We start from the raw sequence: 19,133 nt of genomic DNA on the forward strand, positions 1-19,133 counted from the left end.
GTGAATATTAACACGAAATAGATTGCAGAATAATGACAAAGCAATCAACACTGAACAGCTATAGCAGATATTTTTCAATAGTTTTTGAAATAGAAAAAGGCAGCCGAAGCTGCCTTTTCAATTCTAATTAGTAATTAAATTACTAGATTAGAAACCAGTCCAAGTACCAACTAAGATACGAGTTGAATTGTCTTTAGAACCTGCTTTACCATCAGCATTTTGCCATGCTGCTTCGTTATCAGCCCAGTTTTTGCCGACCATGTTGTGACGGATTTGCAAGAATGCGCCAGTATTTTTAGACAATGAGTAGTCCCATTGGAAACCAATCGTGTCAAAATCATTGTCGCTATGAGATTCGCCATCTTTCTCAGCAGTTTGGTGCATATAACCAAGGCTCAGCGCATTTTTACCAAAGCCGTAAGTACCGCTGAGCAAGTAACCCATTTGATCAGCTTTTACATTTTTACCTGCAGTACCAACTTCAGATGTAATGTTACGTACAGCAGCACGGATTGCTACGTCTGCGATAGAACCGCGAGCACCGATAATCCAGTTAGAGAACTTACCACCTTTCAAGCTCTCCATGATGTCTTTACCAGTAACTGCATCAGTACCGATCTTACGCTCACCAGTCAAGTTATTACCTTTGCTACCACCATGAGATACAGGCGCGCCATCTTCTACTGCAAAGTAGCCCATATCCAAGTTAACAGGACCAATTGCGCCTTGCAAAGTTACTTCGTAAGCAGTAGGAGCATCTTTGTTGCCATTACCAAAGTCATAAGCCGCTTGAAGATTAAAGCCGCCAAATGAAGGTGATGTATAGCTAATACCAGAACCAAAACCAGTGTAGCCAGGTTCACCCATAGTGCCTGAGAAGCCTTTAGAAGCATATGGCCAGTCTTGGATCAAGTAAGTGTTAGACCATTGGTTACCAAACTTCAAGCTACCCCAGTCGCCACCGTAAGCGATCCATGCTTCACGCGCACCAAACGAGTCAAAGCGCCAGTCAGTGGCAACTTTTTGAGCAAGACGCCAAGACAAAGTGCTGCCGTTGTCTAGTTTGTCTTTACCGTCAACGTTCACAACGATTGCGATTTCTTGCAAGAATTTTGTTGTTGTATTGTCATTACCTGCTGCATCTTTAGTGCCGTCACCGTTATTGGTACGAGCAAAAAAGTCCATTTCAGCAGAACCAGAAATAGAAACTTCAGCAAAAGCTGGAGCAGAAACTGCGGCAGCTACAGCTGCAGCGAGTAGAACGCGCTTGAACATTTATTATTCTCCAAAGATACGAGAGTTAAGTTAAAACCACCGTAACAGCAGGCTGCAACCTGAACAATTGCTGCCACTGCTTTACAGACTCGAGAATACGCACATTTATAAGCTCAAGCAAAGACAAGACACTTACGCGCAACAAACTGTAGCTAGTGCGCAACAAAAAACGGCACATTGCTGTGCCGTTTAGATGCATAACCAAAGAAGGACGCTAAAGACTTAGAAGCCTGTCCAAGTGCCGACCAGAATACGTGTGGCTGAATCTTTGCCACCATTGGCCGCTCCGTCTAACTGCCATGCACCGTGCATCACGCTCGATTTATTTGCATCATCCATCATATGGTGACGTGCTTGCACGAAAGCGCTAGTATTTTTCGACAATGCATAGTTGTACTGAGCATTGATCACATCCATACCATCATTTGCAGTTACGCCGTCTGTTTTACTATCGGCAACGCGTTGATAGCCCAAATTAAAGTTGTGCTTGCCAGTTGTATAACCTGCACGAACCAAATATTGATCTACCGTTGTTTTACCATTGCCACCGTGAATACTATTATCCACATCGCCAGACCATTCGTTGCGCTTCATACCCGCGGCAATATCAAAACCATTATCGAATTTATAGATTGCACCTACGTTGTAAGCACGTACCGTATTCTCTTTGCTAAAGTCATTACCGCTACCCCAAGTCGAGCCGCCAAACACCAATGCCTCTGATGAGGCATGACCATCATTCTTAGCCTCATGGAAGCCAGCGTCTAAGCGCAAGCCACCTTGAACATATTTTGCGGTAACTTCATAAGCACGCGCATCACTCGTACCTGAGCCCAAGTCATATTGAGCTTGGAAATCAAAACCACCAAATTTAGGAGAGAAGTAACTCACTGCTTTTGAATATTGCACTTTTTGTGCACCAAAATCAGCCCATAAATTACCTTGACCTTGGGCGCCATACGGCCAGTCAAGTGCTAAATACTGATTAGAGAATTGATTGCCAAAACGCAATTCACCCCAGCCGCCTTCATAACCAATCCACGCTTCACGCTGACCAAATGAATCATAACGGTAATCCGTTGCCACTTTCTGCGCCAAACGCCATTTCAACGTATCACCACTATCTAGCTTATCTTTACCATCCACATTCACAATGATGGCGATTTCTTGACCAAATGCACCATCACCATTATTTGAAGCCTGGTTCGTACGGTAGAAAAAGTCCATTTCAGCAGAACCAGAAATAGATACTTCAGCCATTGCGGGTGCAGCAAATGCAGTTGCAAGCAAACTGCCCATTAAAATACGTTTGAACATATTTAAAAACTCCAGATTTGAACAGAGAAAACCCAAAACCTAAGGGCATGGGACGCATTATCCCGACTCAGTAAAATGCGCTCTGTGCAAAATGCCGCTCTAAAAACATGTAAAACTACACCTATCTAACAGGCAAAAACCTGCTCGTCATATCAATCAGCCAAAGTTTTAATTCAGCAACAAAAAAGCCAGCCGACAATGTCGACTGGCTTTTTAACAAATTAAATCGCAGCTTATTTTGCTGCCATAACACGAACCATTTCCAGTACTTTGCTCGAATAGCCCCATTCATTGTCGTACCAAGACACCAACTTAACAAACGTGCCATCCAATGCAATACCAGCGCCCGCATCAAACACAGAAGTGCAAGACTCACCGCGGAAGTCAGTTGAAACGACTTTCTCTGTGGTGTAACCCAACACGCCTTTCATAGCACCTTCTGAAGCGGCTTTAATCGTTGCGCAGATGTCTTCATACGACGCTTCTTTGTTCAACTCAACGGTCAAGTCAACCACCGACACATCCGACGTTGGCACGCGGAATGCCATACCCGTCAATTTGCCTTTGATTTCTGGAATCACCACACCAACGGCTTTCGCAGCGCCCGTTGACGATGGAATGATGTTTTCCAAAATACCGCGACCACCACGCCAATCTTTGTTTGATGGGCCATCAACCGTTTTTTGCGTTGCAGTAGCAGCGTGAACTGTCGTCATCAAACCACGTTTGATACCAAAGTTATCATTAATCACTTTTGCCAATGGTGCCAAGCAGTTCGTTGTACACGATGCATTAGAAATAATCGCTTGACCCGCGTAAGTGTCGTTATTCACACCGTATACAAACATTGGGGTGTCGTCTTTTGAAGGAGCAGACATGATGACTTTTTTCGCACCAGCAGCCAAATGCGCTTCGCAGGTTTCTTTAGTCAAAAACAAACCTGTTGACTCAACAACAACATCAGCGCCGACTTCATTCCACTTCAATTCTGCTGGGTTTTTTACTGCGCTAAGGCGGATTGTTTTGCCATTAACGACCAAGTTACCGTCAACTACAGCAACCTCACCTTTGAATTTGCCATGCACTGAATCGTGCTTAAGCATGTAGGCTAGATAATCTGGCTCAAGCAAATCATTGATACCAACGATTTCGATATCATCAGCAAAGTTATAAACAGCAGCGCGGAATACCATGCGACCAATACGGCCAAAACCATTGATACCAACTTTGATAGTCATGAATCATCTCCAGAAAATGGGAAAATCGAATAAATCGGGACGGTTAAGCATGCACCAAGTAGCACATTCTTGCCTTTGCGCCACGACAAACACCGCGCAAATAATTCTAAAAACAGTAGAATAAAACAGATATTAATTACAACAGCAGTAACATAATTTATACGGGCTCACCCTAGGCAGCAAGCCCGCCATCGCCAGCGATCAACGACCACAGCGACATCAAACAAATTATGGGCGCAACGCAGCCGCTTCACGTGCTAACGCAGTGATACCAGCCCAGTCGCCAGCTGCGACCATTTCTTTCGGTGCCAACCAAGAGCCACCAACACAGCCAACGTTTGGCAAAGCCAATAATTTCGGCGCAGACTCCAAGCTCACGCCGCCCGTTGGGCAGAATAAAATTTGTGGCAATGGGCCGCCAAGTGCTTTAAGCATAGCCAAGCTACCAGCTTGCTCCGCTGGGAACAATTTCATGGCATCAAAGCCCTCTTCCAATGCAGCAATCGCTTCTGATGGCGTCATAACGCCAGGCAGCAACTCAATACCACACTCACGCGCAGCCGCGGCGAGTTTAGGCGTCAAGCCTGGAGTAACAGCAAATACCGCGCCTGCGTCTTTCGCTTGTTGGAATTGCTCTGGACGAACCACTGTACCGACACCCACAATCGCGCCGGGTACGTTATCAGCGATAGCTTTGACCGCGGCCAATGCAGCCTCAGTACGCAAAGTCACTTCCAGTACTCGAATACCACCCTCAACCAAAGCTTGCGCCAAAGGCACAGCGTGTTCCACTTTTTCAATGACCAAAACTGGCATCACCGAGCAAGAGCGCATAATGTCGCGAATTTGCATGTTCAACTCTTCCGTTTTCGTTATAAAAATAAGCCACTCAATAAAAATGACCCAATAAAAATCTTGGGTATATCGAACAAGCCATTATTAAAAAATGGTCCGATCAATATACCCAACAAATCAATGCGCCAAACCCATACTCACGGCACCTTCTTCGGCGCCAGTCGCACTTTGACGGAATGTCGTAAACAATTCACGCCCCATGCCAAAACCATTTTTCGATAAATCAGCGCTAACGACTTCACGTGCTGCCCACTCCGCAGCATCAACTTGCGCCACGAGCTCACCGGTTTCAGCGTTCAACAAAATCATATCGCCGGTGCGTACTTTACCCAGCGCACCGCCAGATACCACTTCAGGCGTAATATGAATTGCAGCAGGCACTTTACCCGACGCGCCTGACATACGTCCGTCGGTCACGAGCGCCACTTTGAAACCACGGTCTTGCAACACACCCAGTGGCGGCGTCAGTTTGTGCAACTCAGGCATACCGTTGGCTCGTGGACCTTGGAAACGCACTACTGCCACAAAATCACGCTCGAGCTCACCACGTTTAAAGGCAGCAATCACATCTTCTTGATCATCAAACACAATCGCAGGCGCATTGACAATGCGGAATTCTGGCGCAACCGCCGAAGTTTTAATCACCGCACGACCCAAATTACCTTGCAGCAACTTAGTGCCGCCATCCGCTTGGAATGGTTTTGCAACCGTACTCAATACCGTTGCATCACCGGCAACCGTTGGCGCATCACGCCAAACCACTGCACCGTTATCAAGGAACGGTTCTTGTGCGTAGTGGCGCAAGCCAAAGCCTGCGGCAGTCCACACATCATTGTGTAACAGACCTGCGTCCAGCAATTCACGGATGATATAGCCCATACCACCTGCGGCGTGGAAGTGATTCACATCCGCCGCGCCATTTGGATACACTTTTGCCAATAACGGAATAACAGCGGACAAATCACTAAAATCAGACCAATCAATGATCACGCCAGCCGCACGCGCGATTGCGATCAAATGAATCGTGTGATTGGTTGAGCCGCCGGTCGCCAGTAAGCCGATAATGCCGTTGATGATGGTTTTTTCATCCACCACTTTACCAACAGGAATAAATTCATTGCCCAGTGCGGTAATTTGCGCGACGCGCTTGGTGGCCGCAGCGGTCAAAGCATCTCGCAGTGGCGTACCTGGATTGGTAAATGCCGCGCCAGGTAAATGCAAGCCCATGATTTCCATCAGCATTTGGTTCGAATTCGCGGTACCAAAGAAGGTGCAGGTGCCTGCGCCGTGGTAAGAGCCTTCCTCTGACGCCAACAAGGCGTCACGCCCCACTTTCCCTTCGGCAAACAATTGGCGAGTTATATTCTTCTCTTTATTGGAAATGCCCGAGGTCATCGGGCCGGCAGGTACAAAAATCGTCGGCAAATGACCAAACTGCAACGCACCAATCAACAAACCCGGTACGATTTTGTCGCACACACCTAAACACAAGGTCGCATCAAACATATTGTGCGACAAGGCCACCGCCGTTGACATCGCGATCACATCGCGACTGAACAGCGACAATTCCATCCCCGCCTGACCTTGGGTCACACCATCGCACATCGCCGGCACGCCACCAGCAAATTGTGCGGTGGCGCCAACCTCATGGGCGGCTTTTTTAATAATTGCCGGGAAAGATTCAAAGGGCTGATGCGCCGACAACATCTCGTTATACGACGATACGATGGCAATATTCGCAGACTTCATCTCGCGCAACATGATCTTATCGGTCGCTGGCATAGCAGCCCAAGCGTGCGCTTGATTTGTACAGGCCAAACCTTTACGCACCGGCTCTTTACTCGCCGCCTCTTCCAAACGAGCCAAATATCGACCGCGTGAATCTTTACTGCGCTCTATAACACGCTGTGTTACCTCAGCCAGACGTGGATGCAATGTCATACGAAACTCCAAAAATTCTGGGTGCGATGCCCCAGCAAAAACACACGGAAAGTAGGCGTAGTTTTACTACAATCAACGCCATAGAGCAACCCAAAAAGTAGACGCCCGCCTTGCGTTGCAATGCAACATTGGCGTTTACTACCATGGACTTGCTACTCTTTGCGAACAAAAACCTTATGATAGAATCAACAATTAACAAATTCGTTTGCACCGTCATTTATGCATGTAGTAAGATTACAAAGCTTACTTGTCTGCATGCACGTTAGGTGCACATCAAACCTCAAACTAGGAAGGATTTTCGGCAATGACTCCGATCGACGCTTTCGACATGGTATTTTTTGGCGGCACTGGTGACTTGGCACTGCGCAAGCTATTACCAGCACTTTACCACCAACACCAAGATGGCAACCTTCCCGTGGATGGTCGCATCATCTGTTTGGGTCGTAGCCCATCAGATACAGCAAGCTACGTTGCGAAAGCACAAAGCAAAGCGAAGGAATTCTTAGGCAAGCATTATAACGAAGCTGACTGGGCTTTGTTCGCCTCTCGCATTGAATATTTCAAAGTTGACGCAAATACCACGGCTGATTTTGTCGTATTAGCTGAAGCGCTCAACAAATACCCTACACGCAATCGTGTATTTTATCTTTCAACAGCGCCAGATTTCTTTGCGCCGATTGCTAAAAACTTAGCCGAAGTTGGTCTGAACAAAGGCAATGCGCGTGTCGTACTCGAAAAGCCGCTCGGCCACGATCTCGAATCATCAAATAAAATCAACGACGAAGTCGGCGAATACTTTACCGAACAACAAATTTACCGGATTGACCACTACCTCGGCAAAGAGCCGGTACTAAATTTAATCGCACTCCGTTTTGCCAATACCTTGCTCGAGCCACTGTGGCGTCGTGAATGGATCCGTGATGTGCAAATTACGGTGACCGAGCAAGTTGGTGTAGAAACTCGTGCTGATTTTTACGACAAAACCGGTGCCTTGCGCGATATGGTACAAAACCATCTCTTGCAGTTATTGACCATTGTGGCCATGGAGCCGCCAGCGTCAATCGACGCGGATGCCGTTCGTGATGAAAAACTAAAAGTTTTGCGTGCATTAAAGCCGCTGACTCCAGAAACCGTTCACAACAAAGTCGTTCGTGGTCAATATCGAGCGGGCGCAGTCGGTGGCAAAGCTGTTCCTGGCTACCAAGATGAACCCGGCGTTCCTGCTGGCTCAAAAGCAGAAACCTTTGTGGCATTAAAAGCTGAAATCGAAACTTGGCGCTGGGCTGGCGTACCGTTCTTCTTACGTACCGGCAAACGCCTACAAGAACGTCTAGCTGAAATTGTCATCAATTTCCGCGAAGCGCCAACGTCGATTTTCGGCAAAAACACTCAGCCAAATCGCTTAGTGATTCAATTGCAACCCGCGGAATCGGTTCGCCTCTATATGCTCGCCAAAGAGCCTGGCCGTGAGCGTTTGCGTGAAGTGTATCTGGACTTGGATTTCAAAGAAGCGTTCAGCACCCGCAGCCCTGAAGCCTACGAGCGTTTGTTGATGGACGTGATCAAAGGCGATCTGTCGCTCTTCGTTCGTCGCGATGAACAACGTGCGGCATGGCGTTGGGTTGAACCAATCATCGAAAGCTGGGAAAACAGCAACGAAGGTCCAAAAACTTACTCAGCTGGCACTTGGGGTCCTGCGGCGTCTTCAGCCTTGTTATCACGTGATGGCTTGTGCTGGCACGAAGAAGCCTAACCAATGCGTAAGCTTTAAATCAGTTTCCCGAATTATGCTGACTCGTGGCAGAATTCGGGAAACTCCGAATTGCGTTGCAAATATCATATTGAATTTCTGGAGAAGCCTGAATGTCCCTGCAATGGCATGAGTTCGCAAGTAAAGATGAACTCGACCTTAATCTTGCTCACTATATTGCTGCACAACTACAACAAGCAATTGCTGAGCGTGGCACAGCCAGCCTAGCCGTTTCCGGTGGCCGAACGCCAGCAGGTATGTTCAAAGCATTACGCGCTAGCGATGTAGAGTGGAGTAAAGTCTACATTACTTTGGTCGACGAACGCTGGGTGCCCAACGATCACGCCGACAGCAACGAGCGCCTCACGCGTGAAAATCTATTGCAAGATGGCGCGGCGGCGGCAAACTTTATTTCCATGGTGAATGATGCCGCAACGCCACACGCGGGCTTAGCAGGTATCGAAGCGCGACTCTCAGTTATCAAAACACCTATTGATATACTTATCCTGGGTATGGGCGATGACGGTCATACTGCTTCCCTGTTTCCCAATGCCGTTGAACTCGAACAAGCCTGCGCGTCAACCCAACTGGTCGCTGCCGTTACTCCGCCAGTAGCGCCTCACCAGCGCATTACGCTCACGCTCCCCACGATCGTGCAAGCTCGAAACGTACTGGTGCATATTACCGGCACTGGTAAAAAAGAACTGCTCAATACCGCGATGCAAGAGCAAAAAGCCATCACCGAACTTTATCCGATTCGCCGGGTGCTCGATCAAGTGAAAAGCACCGCACAGGTCTACTGGACAGCTTAAGTGATCGGCATTTTTTTCCATTTTTTATCCAACGCCAAAGCAGATTTTCTGCTTGGCGTTATTGCGTTTGATTGAGGGCGCTAAACCATGCTCGAACGAATCAAAGCAGTACTCGACACACTATCTAAATCAGAACGCAAGGTCGCCGACCTCGTATTGGCGCAGCCCAATTTAGTGGCGAACGCACCCATTGCGCAAATTGCTGAGCTTTCAGACGTGTCGCAACCGACGGTCATTCGTTTTTGCCGTTCTCTCAACTGCTCTGGGCTGCAAGACTTCAAACTGCGCCTCACGCGCAGTTTGGTATCTGGCGTACCGTATGTACACTCGATGGTGTCATCCGATGATTCAGCCCATGATCTGGCCAAGAAATTATTCGATAATAATATTTCCCACCTATTACGCTGCCGCAACGAACTCGACACCGATGTGCTCGATAAAGCCATCAAAATTCTGTCCAGCACAGGAAAAATCGAAGTTTGGGGTCAAGGGCAATCCGGTGCGGTGGCGATTGACGCGCAAAATAAATTCTTCCGCCTTGGCGTACCGACAGTTGCGTACACCGACCCGCATATGCACGGTATGAGCGCATCGATGCTCAAACCGGGCGACGCGGTCATTGCCGTTTCCAACTCAGGCCGCACGCTCGATATGTTGCGTTCAGTCGAAATTGCCCGTGACTCTGGCGCCGATGTCATCGGCATCACCCATTCAAAATCACCGCTCGCCAAACGCTGCAATATTTGCCTGTTTGCCGACACGATGGAAGATCCTGATCTATACACGCCAATGATCACTCGCATTGTTCACTTAGTGATTATTGACGTACTTGCCGTCGGCGTTGCGCTCAAACGCGGCCCAGAGCTGATCGATCAGCTCGAGAAAATGAAACGCAATATGAAAGAAAAACGAGTCCGTGGACATGACCACTAAAAAACCACGCAGCAACACCAAGCCACAACCAGTTTGCGATCAACAAGGAACGATTCAGATGTCCAACCTCACCGCGTCCCCTGCTTGGCAGGCGCTTGTAGAACATTTCAAAGAAATTTCACCACTGCAAATGCGTGATCTATTTGAAAATGATCCGCACCGCTTTGAACGTTTTTCACTTGAATCAGGCGGTTTGTTTTTTGATTACTCAAAAAACCGCATCAATGAAAAAACCATGACTTTGTTGATGGATTTAGCTCGCCAATCTGGTTTAGCTGAGCGCATTGAGAAAATGTTTTCCGGTGAAAAAATCAATACCACTGAAAACCGTGCTGTTTTACATACTGCATTACGCAATCTCGATCGCAACCCAATTATGGTTGACGGCGAAGACGTGATGCCCAAGGTCAATGCGGTCAAAGAACAAATCGGTAATTTCTCTGATAAAGTTCGTTCTGGTGAATGGCAAGGCTACACCGGCAAACCGATTACCGACGTTGTGAATATCGGGATTGGTGGCTCAGATCTAGGCCCATTGATGGTGTGCCAAGGCCTAAAAGAGTACGGCCATGCGCGTCTGACGATGCACTTTGTATCAACCGTGGATGGTGATCAAATCGTTTCCACACTGAAACAGCTCAACCCAGAAACTACGCTATTTATCGTGGCGTCAAAAACCTTCACCACGCAAGAAACCATCACCAATGCCCGCACTGCACGCAAATGGTTCCTGTCTACCGCAGGTGACGACAAACATATTGCCAAGCATTTTGTTGCTGTTTCAACCAATAGCAAAGCCGTTGCTGAGTTTGGTATCGATATTAACAATATGTTTGAGTTCTGGGATTGGGTGGGCGGTCGCTACAGCCTGTGGTCGGCGATTGGTCTGCCGATTGCGATTTATCTGGGTAAGCATAATTACCAAGATTTGCTACACGGCGCGTACACAATGGATCAACACTTCCGTGGCAAGCCACTCGAGCAAAACTTGCCCGTCATCATGGGTATGCTCGGCATTTGGTACGCCAATTTCTTTGAAGCAAGCACACACCTGATTTCACCATATAACCAATGTCTATCACGCTTCCCCGCGTATTTGCAGCAGCTGGATATGGAATCGAACGGAAAATCAGTCGATCTAGACGGCAATCGCGTTGACTATGCCACTGGCCCGGTGGTATGGGGTGATGCGGGTATTAACGGCCAGCACGCATATTATCAAATGCTGCACCAAGGTACCCAGCTACTGCCTATCGATTTCATTGCAACAATCGAACATCCAGACATACCAGAGCCACACAGCACGATTTTAATGGCGAACGTGTTTGCCCAAACCGAAGCTTTTATGCGCGGCAAAAATGAAGCCGAAGTGCGTGCCGAACTCGACAAAGCCGGCATCGTTGGCGAAGCGCAAGAAAAACTCGTTCCACACAAGATTTTCAAAGGCAATCGCCCAACCAATACGATTTTAATGCAACGTCTCACGCCACGTCGTTTGGGTGCATTGATTGCGCTATATGAACACAAAGTGTTTGTGCAAGGCACCGTGTGGAATGTCAACTCTTACGACCAATGGGGCGTAGAACTCGGCAAGCAACTCGCCAAAGCGATTGAAGCCGATCTCACCACCCCGGGGCTGACCAATACGCATGACGCCTCGACCAATGGCTTAATTAATTATTATAAGCGGAACACCCCGCGCTAAACCCTGAAGGCGATTACTCATCGCCTTTTAATCAAATCCACATCCGAAGCAAACCTCGGATGAGTACAAAACCACCACTCACAAGGTAGATACAAATGGCAGAGCAATTACATGACCATGATCCACAAGAAACTAAAGAATGGCGCGACGCCCTCGCAGGCGTTATCGAAGCCGAAGGTGCCGAGCGCGCGCACTTTTTAGTTGAACAACTCGTTGATCATGCTCGTCAGGATGGCGTGAACATCCCGTACACCGCCACCACCGCCTACATCAATACGATTCCGGCGCATTTGCAAGCCAAACACCCTGGCAATGCACACCTCGAAGAGCGCATCCTGTCGTACACCCGCTGGAATGCTGCGGCGATGGTCGTCAAAGCCAATCGCTTTGATGGCGATTTGGGTGGTCACGTTTCATCGTTTGCTTCTGCAGCAACTTTGTACGATGTGGGCTGGAATCACTTCTGGCACGCTGCCGATGAAAATCACGGTGGCGATTTGGTGTATGTACAAGGTCACTCGGCACCCGGCGTTTACGCCCGTGCCTTCCTAGAAGGCCGTATCTCTGAAGACCAACTGAATAAATTCCGCCAAGAAGTCGATGGTGGCGGTTTGTCATCTTACCCACATCCATGGTTGATGCCTGATTTCTGGCAATTCCCAACTGTGTCGATGGGTCTTGGCCCGTTGATGGCGATTTACCAAGCCCGCTTTATGAAATACCTCGACGACCGTGGCTTTAAACAAAAAGGCGATCGTAAAGTTTGGTGTTTCTGCGGCGACGGCGAAATGGACGAGCCAGAATCACTCGGCGCGATTTCATTAGCGGGTCGTGAAAAACTCGACAATCTGATTTTCGTAATTAACTGCAACTTGCAACGTCTGGATGGTCCAGTACGCGGTAACGGCAAAATCATCCAAGAACTCGAAGGCGATTTCCGTGGTTCGGGCTGGAACGTCATTAAAGTCGTTTGGGGTACAGGCTGGGATGCGATCTTGGCGCAAGACAAAAAAGGCTTGCTGCAAAAACGCATGATGGAAGTTGTTGACGGTGAATACCAAACTTATAAATCGAAAAATGGCGCGTATGTACGCGAACATTTCTTCGGAGCTTACCCAGAATTGCTCGACTTGGTTTCAGCCATGTCAGACGACGACATCTGGAAATTGACGCGCGGCGGCAATGACTTGTACAAAGTCTATGCAGGCTACAAAGCGGCCGTGGCACACAAAGGCCAACCAACGCTGTTACTGGTAAAAACAGTGAAAGGTTTTGGTTTGGGCACCGCTGGCGAATCACAAAACGTGGCGCACAACACCAAAAAATTAGCCAACGACGATTTGCTGCATCTGCGCGACCGTTTCAACATTCCATTAACGGACGAACAAGCAACCAACTGCACGTTCTACAAACCGGCAGCCGATTCTCCAGAGTTGAAATACATGCACGAACGCCGTGCAGCGTTGGGCGGTTACTTGCCAAGCCGCAATCCAGTGAACGAACCGCTAACGGTACCAGGCCTAGAGCTATTTAAAGGATTGCTTGAAAGCTCGGGCGAGCGTGAAATGTCTACGACCATGGCTTTCGTGCGTATCCTGACTGCCTTGGCGAAAGACAAAGCCATCGGCAATCGCATTGTGCCTATCGTACCGGATGAATCACGTACCTTCGGTATGGAAGGCTTGTTCCGTCAGCTCGGCATTTGGTCGCACGTAGGTCAATTGTACGAGCCACAAGATGCTGACCAATTGATGTTCTACAAAGAGTCAAAAAGCGGTCAAATCTTGCAAGAAGGGATTAACGAAGCCGGCGCAATGAGCGACTGGATCGCTGCTGCCACGTCATACGCCAACCACGGCGTAACGATGATTCCGTTCTACATCTATTACTCAATGTTCGGTTTCCAACGCATCGGTGACTTGGCTTGGGCAGCAGGCGACTTGCGTGCACGTGGTTTCTTGATTGGCGGTACAGCTGGCCGCACGACATTGAACGGCGAAGGTTTGCAGCATCAAGACGGCCACGGTCACTTGTTTGCTGAATTCATCCCAAGCTGCGTTTCGTACGATCCAACGTTTGCCTATGAATTAGCGGTTATCGTACAAGACGGTATGCGCCGTATGTACCAAGACCAAGAGAACATCTACTACTACCTATCAGTAATGAACGAGAACTACACCCAGCCAGCGATGCCAGCGGGTGCGGAAGCCGGCATTCTGAAAGGGATGTACATGTTCCAAGAAGGCCCGAAAGACGCGAAACTGAAAGTGCAATTGATGGGTTCAGGCACGATTTTCCGCGAAGTGATTAAAGCAGCTGAATTATTAAAAGCCGATTTCGGTATCGAATCCGACATCTGGGCTTGCCCAAGCTTTAACGAATTGCGTCGTGATGGTATGGCCGCAGAACGCCACAACTTACTCAACCCAATGAGCGAACCAGTGGTGCCATACGTTACGCAATGCTTAGCAGGACGCTCGGGTCCAGTCGTTGCTGCAACAGATTACAAACGCGCCTTTGCCGATCAAGTTCGTGAATACGTGCCAGGTCGTTACGTAGTATTGGGTTGCGATGGTTTCGGTCGCTCAGATTCGCGCAAACAATTGCGTAAATTCTTTGAAGTTGACAGTTTCTACGTGGCCGTTGCAGCAATTAAAGCCTTGGCTGACGAAGGCAAAATCGGTAAAGAAAAAGTGCTTGAAGCCATGGAAAAATATGGCATCAACCCAGCTAAACCGGCCCCTTGGACAGTGTAATTGAGTGAGGCGTGAGGTGTGAGGTGCGAGGGGTATAAACCTCAAGCCCACACCTAAAAATGGCTAGCGACATATACCCAGCCATTCACGCCACGAAGAGTGGGTTTACCCCTCACTCTTCTCCCCTCACCCCTCACAGGATTTAAGCGAATGAGCAATTTAATTGAAGTAACTATTCCAGACATCGGCGGCCACGCCGGTGTTGATGTCATCGAAGTGTTTGTCAAAGTGGGCGACACCATCGAAAAAGAACAATCCTTGATCGCGCTGGAAACCGATAAAGCGACGATGGAAGTACCCGCGACACACGCTGGTGTTGTCAAAGAAATGAAAATCAAAGTCGGCGACAAAGCTTCAGAAGGCGACGTGGTATTGCTGCTTGAAGTTGGCGAAGCCGCTGCGGCACCTGCCCCCGTAGCTACGCCTGCCGCTTCAGCGCCTACTGCACCAGCAGCCGTTGCAAGTGTAGCTGCAGCACCCGCGACAAGCGGTGGCATCGTTGAAGTGAAAGTACCAGATATCGGCGGCCATGCTGGTGTTGACGTGATTGAAGTGTTCGTCAAAGTCGGCGATGTGATTGAAAAAGAACAATCACTGATCGCACTAGAAACCGACAAAGCCACAATGGAAGTGCCTTCAACTCACGCTGGTATTGTTAAAGAAGTCAAAATCCAAGTCGGCGGCAAAGCCTCTGAAGGCGATGTGGTGTTATTGCTTGAAGTCGCTGGCACTGCCGCAGCGAGCGCACCAGCGCCAGCACCCGTTGCAACACCTGCAGCACCTGCAGCACCTGCCCCTGCTCCGGTTGCCGCCGCGCCAGCAGCCGTAGCTGCGCCAGTTGCGACCACTTCAGCGCCAGCCAAAATCGACGAAGCCAACTTCAGCAAAGCGCACGCTTCGCCATCAGTACGTAAATTCGCACGCGAACTCGGCGTTGATTTGAGCAAAGTCGGCGGTAAAGGCCCGAAAGGCCGCATTTTGCATGAAGACGTGCAAAACTTTGTTAAATCTGTAATGACCAGCGCAGTTGCATCATCGCTAGCGGCACCAGCTGCGGGCGGCGCATCGCTTGGTGGCGGCATTGATTTGTTGCCATGGCCAAAAGTGGACTTCGCCAAATTCGGCCCAATCGAAAGCAAACCGCTGTCAAAAATCAAAAAGATTTCTGGCGCGAACTTGCACCGCAACTGGGTGGTGATCCCGCACGTTACATTCAACGACGAATGCGATATCACAGAACTAGAAGATTTCCGCAAGACCATCGGTAAAGAATGGGAAAAGAGCGGCCTGAAACTCTCGCCACTCGCTTTCATCATCAAAGCGGCTGCCGAAGCACTGAAAGCCTTCCCGGAAATGAATTCATCGCTTGATGGCGATAATTTAATTCTGAAACAGTACTACCACATTGGTTTTGCTGCAGATACGCCAAACGGTTTGGTGGTTCCGGTCATCAAAAACGTTGACCAAAAAGGCCTCAAACAAATCACGAAAGAGTTGACCGAATTGTCAGCCTTGGCACGTGAAGGAAAACTGAAACCGACTGATATGCAAGGCGCAACCTTTACGATTTCTAGCTTGGGCGGCATTGGTGGTACGAGCTTTACACCGATCGTGAACGCGCCTGAAGTGGCGATTCTAGGTGTTTGCAAATCGCAAATCAAACCAGTATGGAATGGCAAAGAGTTTGCACCACGCCTGATGTGCCCATTGTCGCTGTCATTTGATCACCGCGTGATCGACGGCGCGCAAGCAGGCCGCTTCACAGTGTTCTTGGGCAAATTATTGTCTGATGTTCGTCGCTTAGTTTTGTGAGAGGCGTGAGGTGTAAAGCTTCGCAGTGAGGTGTTAGGCGTAAGGAGTGAGGGGTAAAAACAACTCACTCCAAAGATTGCCACACACTTCTCCCCTCACCCCTCACCCCTCACAGGATTTTAAAATGAGCAATACGATTGAATTAAAAGTACCCGATATTGGCGGCCATGCTGGCGTTGATGTGATTGAAGTGTTTGTCAAAGTCGGCGACACCGTTGCCGTTGAAGACAGCTTGATCGCACTCGAAACCGATAAAGCCACAATGGAAGTGCCAGCAACCCATGCTGGTGTTATCAAAGAAATGCGCATCGCGACAGGCGGCAAAGCCACTGAAGGCGATATCATTGCGATTATCGAAGTGAGCGCCAGCGCGTCAGCACCTGCTGCTGCGGCGCCTGCGCCTCAAGCTGCGCCAGCACCGGCAGTATCAGCCCCTGCTGCAGTAACAGCCCCAGTCGCAGGGCAATACTCAGGCAATGTAGATATTGAATGCGATATGCTCGTTATCGGTGCCGGCCCGGGCGGCTATTCTGCAGCGTTCCGCGCAGCGGATTTGGGCATGAAAACCGTCATCGTTGAGCGTTATGCCACACTAGGCGGCGTGTGCTTGAATGTGGGCTGCATTCCATCAAAAGCCTTGCTGCACAATGCGGCGGTGATTGATGAAGTGGCGCATATGGCGAAAAACGGTATCAAGTTTGGTACGCCCGAAGTCGATATCGACGCCTTGCGCGGCTACAAAGAGCAAGTGATTAACAAGCTCACTGGCGGTCTGGCTGGCATGGCGAAAATGCGTAAAGTTGAGCAAGTTCGAGGGGTTGGTGCCTTCCTCGATGCCAATCATATGGAAGTTCAAATCACCAGCGGCACTGGCAAAGATTTAAACGGTGAGAAAAAAGTCGTTAAATTTAAGCAAGCAGTGATTGCTGCGGGCTCGCAAGCGGTGAAACTGCCATTCATCCCGAATGATCCACGTATTGTTGATTCAACTGGCGCGCTGGAACTCAAATCAGTACCAAAACGCATGCTGATTATCGGCGGCGGGATTATTGGTCTGGAAATGGGTACCGTATATTCAACGCTGGGCGCACGTCTGGACGTGGTTGAGTTATCCGATGGCCTAATGCAAGGCGCAGATCGTGATTTAGTGAAAGTGTGGCAAGACTGGAACGCGCATCGCTTTGACAACATCATGCTCAGCTCGAAAACCACATCAATTGTGCCAAAAGAAGACGGCATCTGGGTGACGTTTGAAGGCCCGAAAGCGCCAACAGAAGCCCAATGCTACGACTTGGTGCTGTACTCAACAGGTCGTTCACCAAACGGCAAGAAAGTCGGCGCAGAAAATGCTGGGGTTATCGTTGATGAGCGTGGCTTTATCGCGGTTGATAAACAAATGCGCACCAATGTGCCGAATATTTTTGCGATTGGCGACTTAGTCGGCCAACCAATGTTGGCGCATAAAGCGGTTCATGAGGCGCACGTGGCTGCTGAGAATGCCGCAGGGCATAAGGCCTACTTTGACGCACGCGTAATTCCAGGCGTTGCCTACACCGACCCAGAAGTAGCTTGGGTAGGTTTGACCGAAGATCAAGCCAAAAAAGACGGCATCAAAATCACCAAAGGCGTATTCCCATGGGCAGCCTCGGGCCGCGCCATTGCCAATGGCCGGACTGAAGGCTTTACCAAGTTGATTTTTGATGCTGAAAACGGCCAAATCCTCGGCGGCGCGATTGTTGGTCCACACGCGGGCGACATGATTGGCGAGATTTGCCTTGGGATTGAAATGGGCGCTGACGCGGTTGACATTGGCAAAACCATCCATCCTCACCCAACGATGGGTGAATCGATTGGTATGGCTGCTGAAGTGGCAAAAGGTGTTTGTACCGACCTGCCTCCACAGCGCAAAAAATAATTTGCAGTTAGCGATGCAAAAAAGCCACGGTTTTCCGTGGCTTTTTTATATGCACTGCGTTTAAAACGATGAATGGTAAAGTCAAAAATACCAACTAAAAACAATGTTTTAGCGGCAATTCGTAACGTAAAACCGCAGCTTTGCCGCTAAAAAAGGCAAATATTGCCGCTCTTTACTCAAAAGCAGTGAGAAATTGCGCTATTTCGACATTCTTATACGTATTTTCCGCATTGCAGCATGGCACAAGACTTGCAATACTCTATTTACAGTGTTGCTAGGAGTAATTAGATGGCCAGCTGTCAGTCGGGCGTGTCAAATCAAACGCCCAATACCAAAGAGCAGTTAAGCAGTGAAGTGACAACGCAACTGCAGCAATATTTGGAACTCTGTGCAAATTTACGCATCGATTTCTATGATTGCCTTGCTCATGCCCGAATCGAATACGACAAAAATCATCATCATTAATCGTTAGACCATTCTTCAGGCAGTAAAAAAGCACTCGCTAAACGAGTGCTTTTTATATTTGGCGTCCCCACGGGGAATCGAACCCCGGCCGCCGCCGTGAAAGGGCAGTGTTCTAACCGCTAAACTATAGGGACATTAACTTTTAAACTAACTTCAACTTCTACAACAAATTCTGGCGTCCCCACGGGGAATCGAACCCCGGCCGCCGCCGTGAAAGGGCAGTGTTCTAACCGCTAAACTATAGGGACTTTGTTCTGGTGGAGGTAAGCGGAATCGAACCGCTGACCTCTTGCATGCCATGCAAGCGCTCTACCAACTGAGCTATACCCCCTCAAAGAGAGCAGAATAATAGACGGCTA

General features: G+C 48.9%; 13 protein-coding genes and 3 tRNA genes. 8 read left to right on the plus strand and 8 right to left on the minus strand.

Annotation, left to right across the window (positions count from 1 at the left end; genetic code table 11):
* Nucleotides 1-147: 147 nt before the first annotated feature.
* The 5 genes from GM173_RS14595 to edd form a co-directional block, all read right to left on the minus strand.
* On the minus strand, nucleotides 148-1,275 hold the full coding sequence (locus tag GM173_RS14595) for a porin (RefSeq protein WP_203572126.1): 1,128 nt from the start codon (nucleotides 1,273-1,275) through the stop codon (nucleotides 148-150).
* Between the two features lie 222 nt (nucleotides 1,276-1,497).
* On the minus strand, nucleotides 1,498-2,592 hold the full coding sequence (locus GM173_RS14600; RefSeq protein ID WP_203572127.1) for a porin: 1,095 nt from the start codon (nucleotides 2,590-2,592) through the stop codon (nucleotides 1,498-1,500).
* 233 nt (nucleotides 2,593-2,825) lie between these two features.
* Nucleotides 2,826-3,830 carry a type I glyceraldehyde-3-phosphate dehydrogenase gene (gene gap / locus GM173_RS14605; protein ID WP_203572128.1) on the minus strand — a complete coding sequence of 335 codons (1,005 nt, stop codon included), beginning with the start codon at nucleotides 3,828-3,830 and terminating at the stop codon, nucleotides 2,826-2,828.
* 228 nt (nucleotides 3,831-4,058) lie between these two features.
* Nucleotides 4,059-4,682, minus strand: coding sequence for a bifunctional 4-hydroxy-2-oxoglutarate aldolase/2-dehydro-3-deoxy-phosphogluconate aldolase (gene eda / locus GM173_RS14610; RefSeq protein ID WP_203572129.1), 624 nt, complete (start codon nucleotides 4,680-4,682; stop codon nucleotides 4,059-4,061).
* A 120-nt stretch (nucleotides 4,683-4,802) separates the two neighbouring features.
* A complete protein-coding gene (edd, locus tag GM173_RS14615; protein ID WP_203572130.1) occupies nucleotides 4,803-6,626 on the minus strand; it encodes a phosphogluconate dehydratase in 1,824 nt (607 codons plus the stop codon).
* A gap of 304 nt (nucleotides 6,627-6,930) precedes the next feature.
* On the opposite strand from edd, the gene zwf reads away from it, so the two are divergent.
* From zwf to GM173_RS14655, 8 genes are all read left to right on the plus strand, one after another.
* Nucleotides 6,931-8,379: a glucose-6-phosphate dehydrogenase gene (gene zwf / locus GM173_RS14620; RefSeq protein WP_203572131.1), complete on the plus strand. Its 1,449-nt coding sequence runs from the start codon at nucleotides 6,931-6,933 to the stop codon at nucleotides 8,377-8,379.
* Nucleotides 8,380-8,489: 110 nt separating this feature from the next.
* Nucleotides 8,490-9,188, plus strand: a complete 699-nt coding sequence (pgl, locus tag GM173_RS14625) for a 6-phosphogluconolactonase (protein WP_203572132.1) — start codon at nucleotides 8,490-8,492, stop codon at nucleotides 9,186-9,188.
* 87 nt (nucleotides 9,189-9,275) lie between these two features.
* On the plus strand, nucleotides 9,276-10,121 hold the full coding sequence (gene hexR / locus GM173_RS14630) for a transcriptional regulator HexR (protein ID WP_203572133.1): 846 nt from the start codon (nucleotides 9,276-9,278) through the stop codon (nucleotides 10,119-10,121).
* A gap of 58 nt (nucleotides 10,122-10,179) precedes the next feature.
* On the plus strand, nucleotides 10,180-11,826 hold the full coding sequence (pgi, locus tag GM173_RS14635; protein WP_203572194.1) for a glucose-6-phosphate isomerase: 1,647 nt from the start codon (nucleotides 10,180-10,182) through the stop codon (nucleotides 11,824-11,826).
* Nucleotides 11,827-11,921: 95 nt separating this feature from the next.
* Nucleotides 11,922-14,582, plus strand: coding sequence for a pyruvate dehydrogenase (acetyl-transferring), homodimeric type (gene aceE / locus GM173_RS14640; protein ID WP_203572134.1), 2,661 nt, complete (start codon nucleotides 11,922-11,924; stop codon nucleotides 14,580-14,582).
* A 150-nt stretch (nucleotides 14,583-14,732) separates the two neighbouring features.
* The gene (gene aceF / locus GM173_RS14645; RefSeq protein ID WP_203572135.1) at nucleotides 14,733-16,394 is read left to right on the plus strand and encodes a dihydrolipoyllysine-residue acetyltransferase; all 1,662 of its coding nucleotides are present in this window, start codon (nucleotides 14,733-14,735) and stop codon (nucleotides 16,392-16,394) included.
* A gap of 124 nt (nucleotides 16,395-16,518) precedes the next feature.
* Nucleotides 16,519-18,309, plus strand: a complete 1,791-nt coding sequence (gene lpdA, locus GM173_RS14650) for a dihydrolipoyl dehydrogenase (protein ID WP_203572136.1) — start codon at nucleotides 16,519-16,521, stop codon at nucleotides 18,307-18,309.
* Nucleotides 18,310-18,597: 288 nt separating this feature from the next.
* Complete coding sequence (locus GM173_RS14655; RefSeq protein ID WP_203572137.1) at nucleotides 18,598-18,774, plus strand: hypothetical protein; 177 nt, start codon at nucleotides 18,598-18,600, stop codon at nucleotides 18,772-18,774.
* Between the two features lie 59 nt (nucleotides 18,775-18,833).
* Here GM173_RS14655 and GM173_RS14660 read toward each other — a convergent pair.
* The 3 genes from GM173_RS14660 to GM173_RS14670 all read right to left on the minus strand — a co-directional run bounded on the left by GM173_RS14660 (nucleotide 18,834) and on the right by GM173_RS14670 (nucleotide 19,105).
* Nucleotides 18,834-18,908 (minus strand) — tRNA-Glu (locus tag GM173_RS14660).
* A gap of 39 nt (nucleotides 18,909-18,947) precedes the next feature.
* Nucleotides 18,948-19,022, minus strand: a tRNA-Glu gene (locus GM173_RS14665).
* 7 nt (nucleotides 19,023-19,029) lie between these two features.
* Nucleotides 19,030-19,105: transfer RNA gene (locus GM173_RS14670), tRNA-Ala, on the minus strand.
* Between the last annotated feature and the right edge of the window lie 28 nt (nucleotides 19,106-19,133).

Source organism: Deefgea chitinilytica (assembly GCF_016881405.1).
GTDB classification, from domain to species: Bacteria; Pseudomonadota; Gammaproteobacteria; order Burkholderiales; family Chitinibacteraceae; genus Deefgea; species Deefgea chitinilytica.

What these genes read in the sequence shown, in the direction of transcription:
- zwf (WP_203572131.1), top strand. Translation starts at nt 6,931, where the DNA reads ATGACTCCGATCGACGCTTTCGACATGGTATTTTTTGGCGGCACTGGT.
- lpdA (WP_203572136.1), top strand. Translation starts at nt 16,519, where the DNA reads ATGAGCAATACGATTGAATTAAAAGTACCCGATATTGGCGGCCATGCT.
- pgl (WP_203572132.1), top strand. Translation starts at nt 8,490, where the DNA reads ATGTCCCTGCAATGGCATGAGTTCGCAAGTAAAGATGAACTCGACCTT.
- pgi (WP_203572194.1), top strand. Translation starts at nt 10,180, where the DNA reads ATGTCCAACCTCACCGCGTCCCCTGCTTGGCAGGCGCTTGTAGAACAT.
- GM173_RS14595 (WP_203572126.1), bottom strand. Translation starts at nt 1,275, where the DNA reads ATGTTCAAGCGCGTTCTACTCGCTGCAGCTGTAGCTGCCGCAGTTTCT.
- aceF (WP_203572135.1), top strand. Translation starts at nt 14,733, where the DNA reads ATGAGCAATTTAATTGAAGTAACTATTCCAGACATCGGCGGCCACGCC.
- gap (WP_203572128.1), bottom strand. Translation starts at nt 3,830, where the DNA reads ATGACTATCAAAGTTGGTATCAATGGTTTTGGCCGTATTGGTCGCATG.
- hexR (WP_203572133.1), top strand. Translation starts at nt 9,276, where the DNA reads ATGCTCGAACGAATCAAAGCAGTACTCGACACACTATCTAAATCAGAA.
- aceE (WP_203572134.1), top strand. Translation starts at nt 11,922, where the DNA reads ATGGCAGAGCAATTACATGACCATGATCCACAAGAAACTAAAGAATGG.
- GM173_RS14600 (WP_203572127.1), bottom strand. Translation starts at nt 2,592, where the DNA reads ATGTTCAAACGTATTTTAATGGGCAGTTTGCTTGCAACTGCATTTGCT.
- GM173_RS14655 (WP_203572137.1), top strand. Translation starts at nt 18,598, where the DNA reads ATGGCCAGCTGTCAGTCGGGCGTGTCAAATCAAACGCCCAATACCAAA.
- edd (WP_203572130.1), bottom strand. Translation starts at nt 6,626, where the DNA reads ATGACATTGCATCCACGTCTGGCTGAGGTAACACAGCGTGTTATAGAG.
- eda (WP_203572129.1), bottom strand. Translation starts at nt 4,682, where the DNA reads ATGCAAATTCGCGACATTATGCGCTCTTGCTCGGTGATGCCAGTTTTG.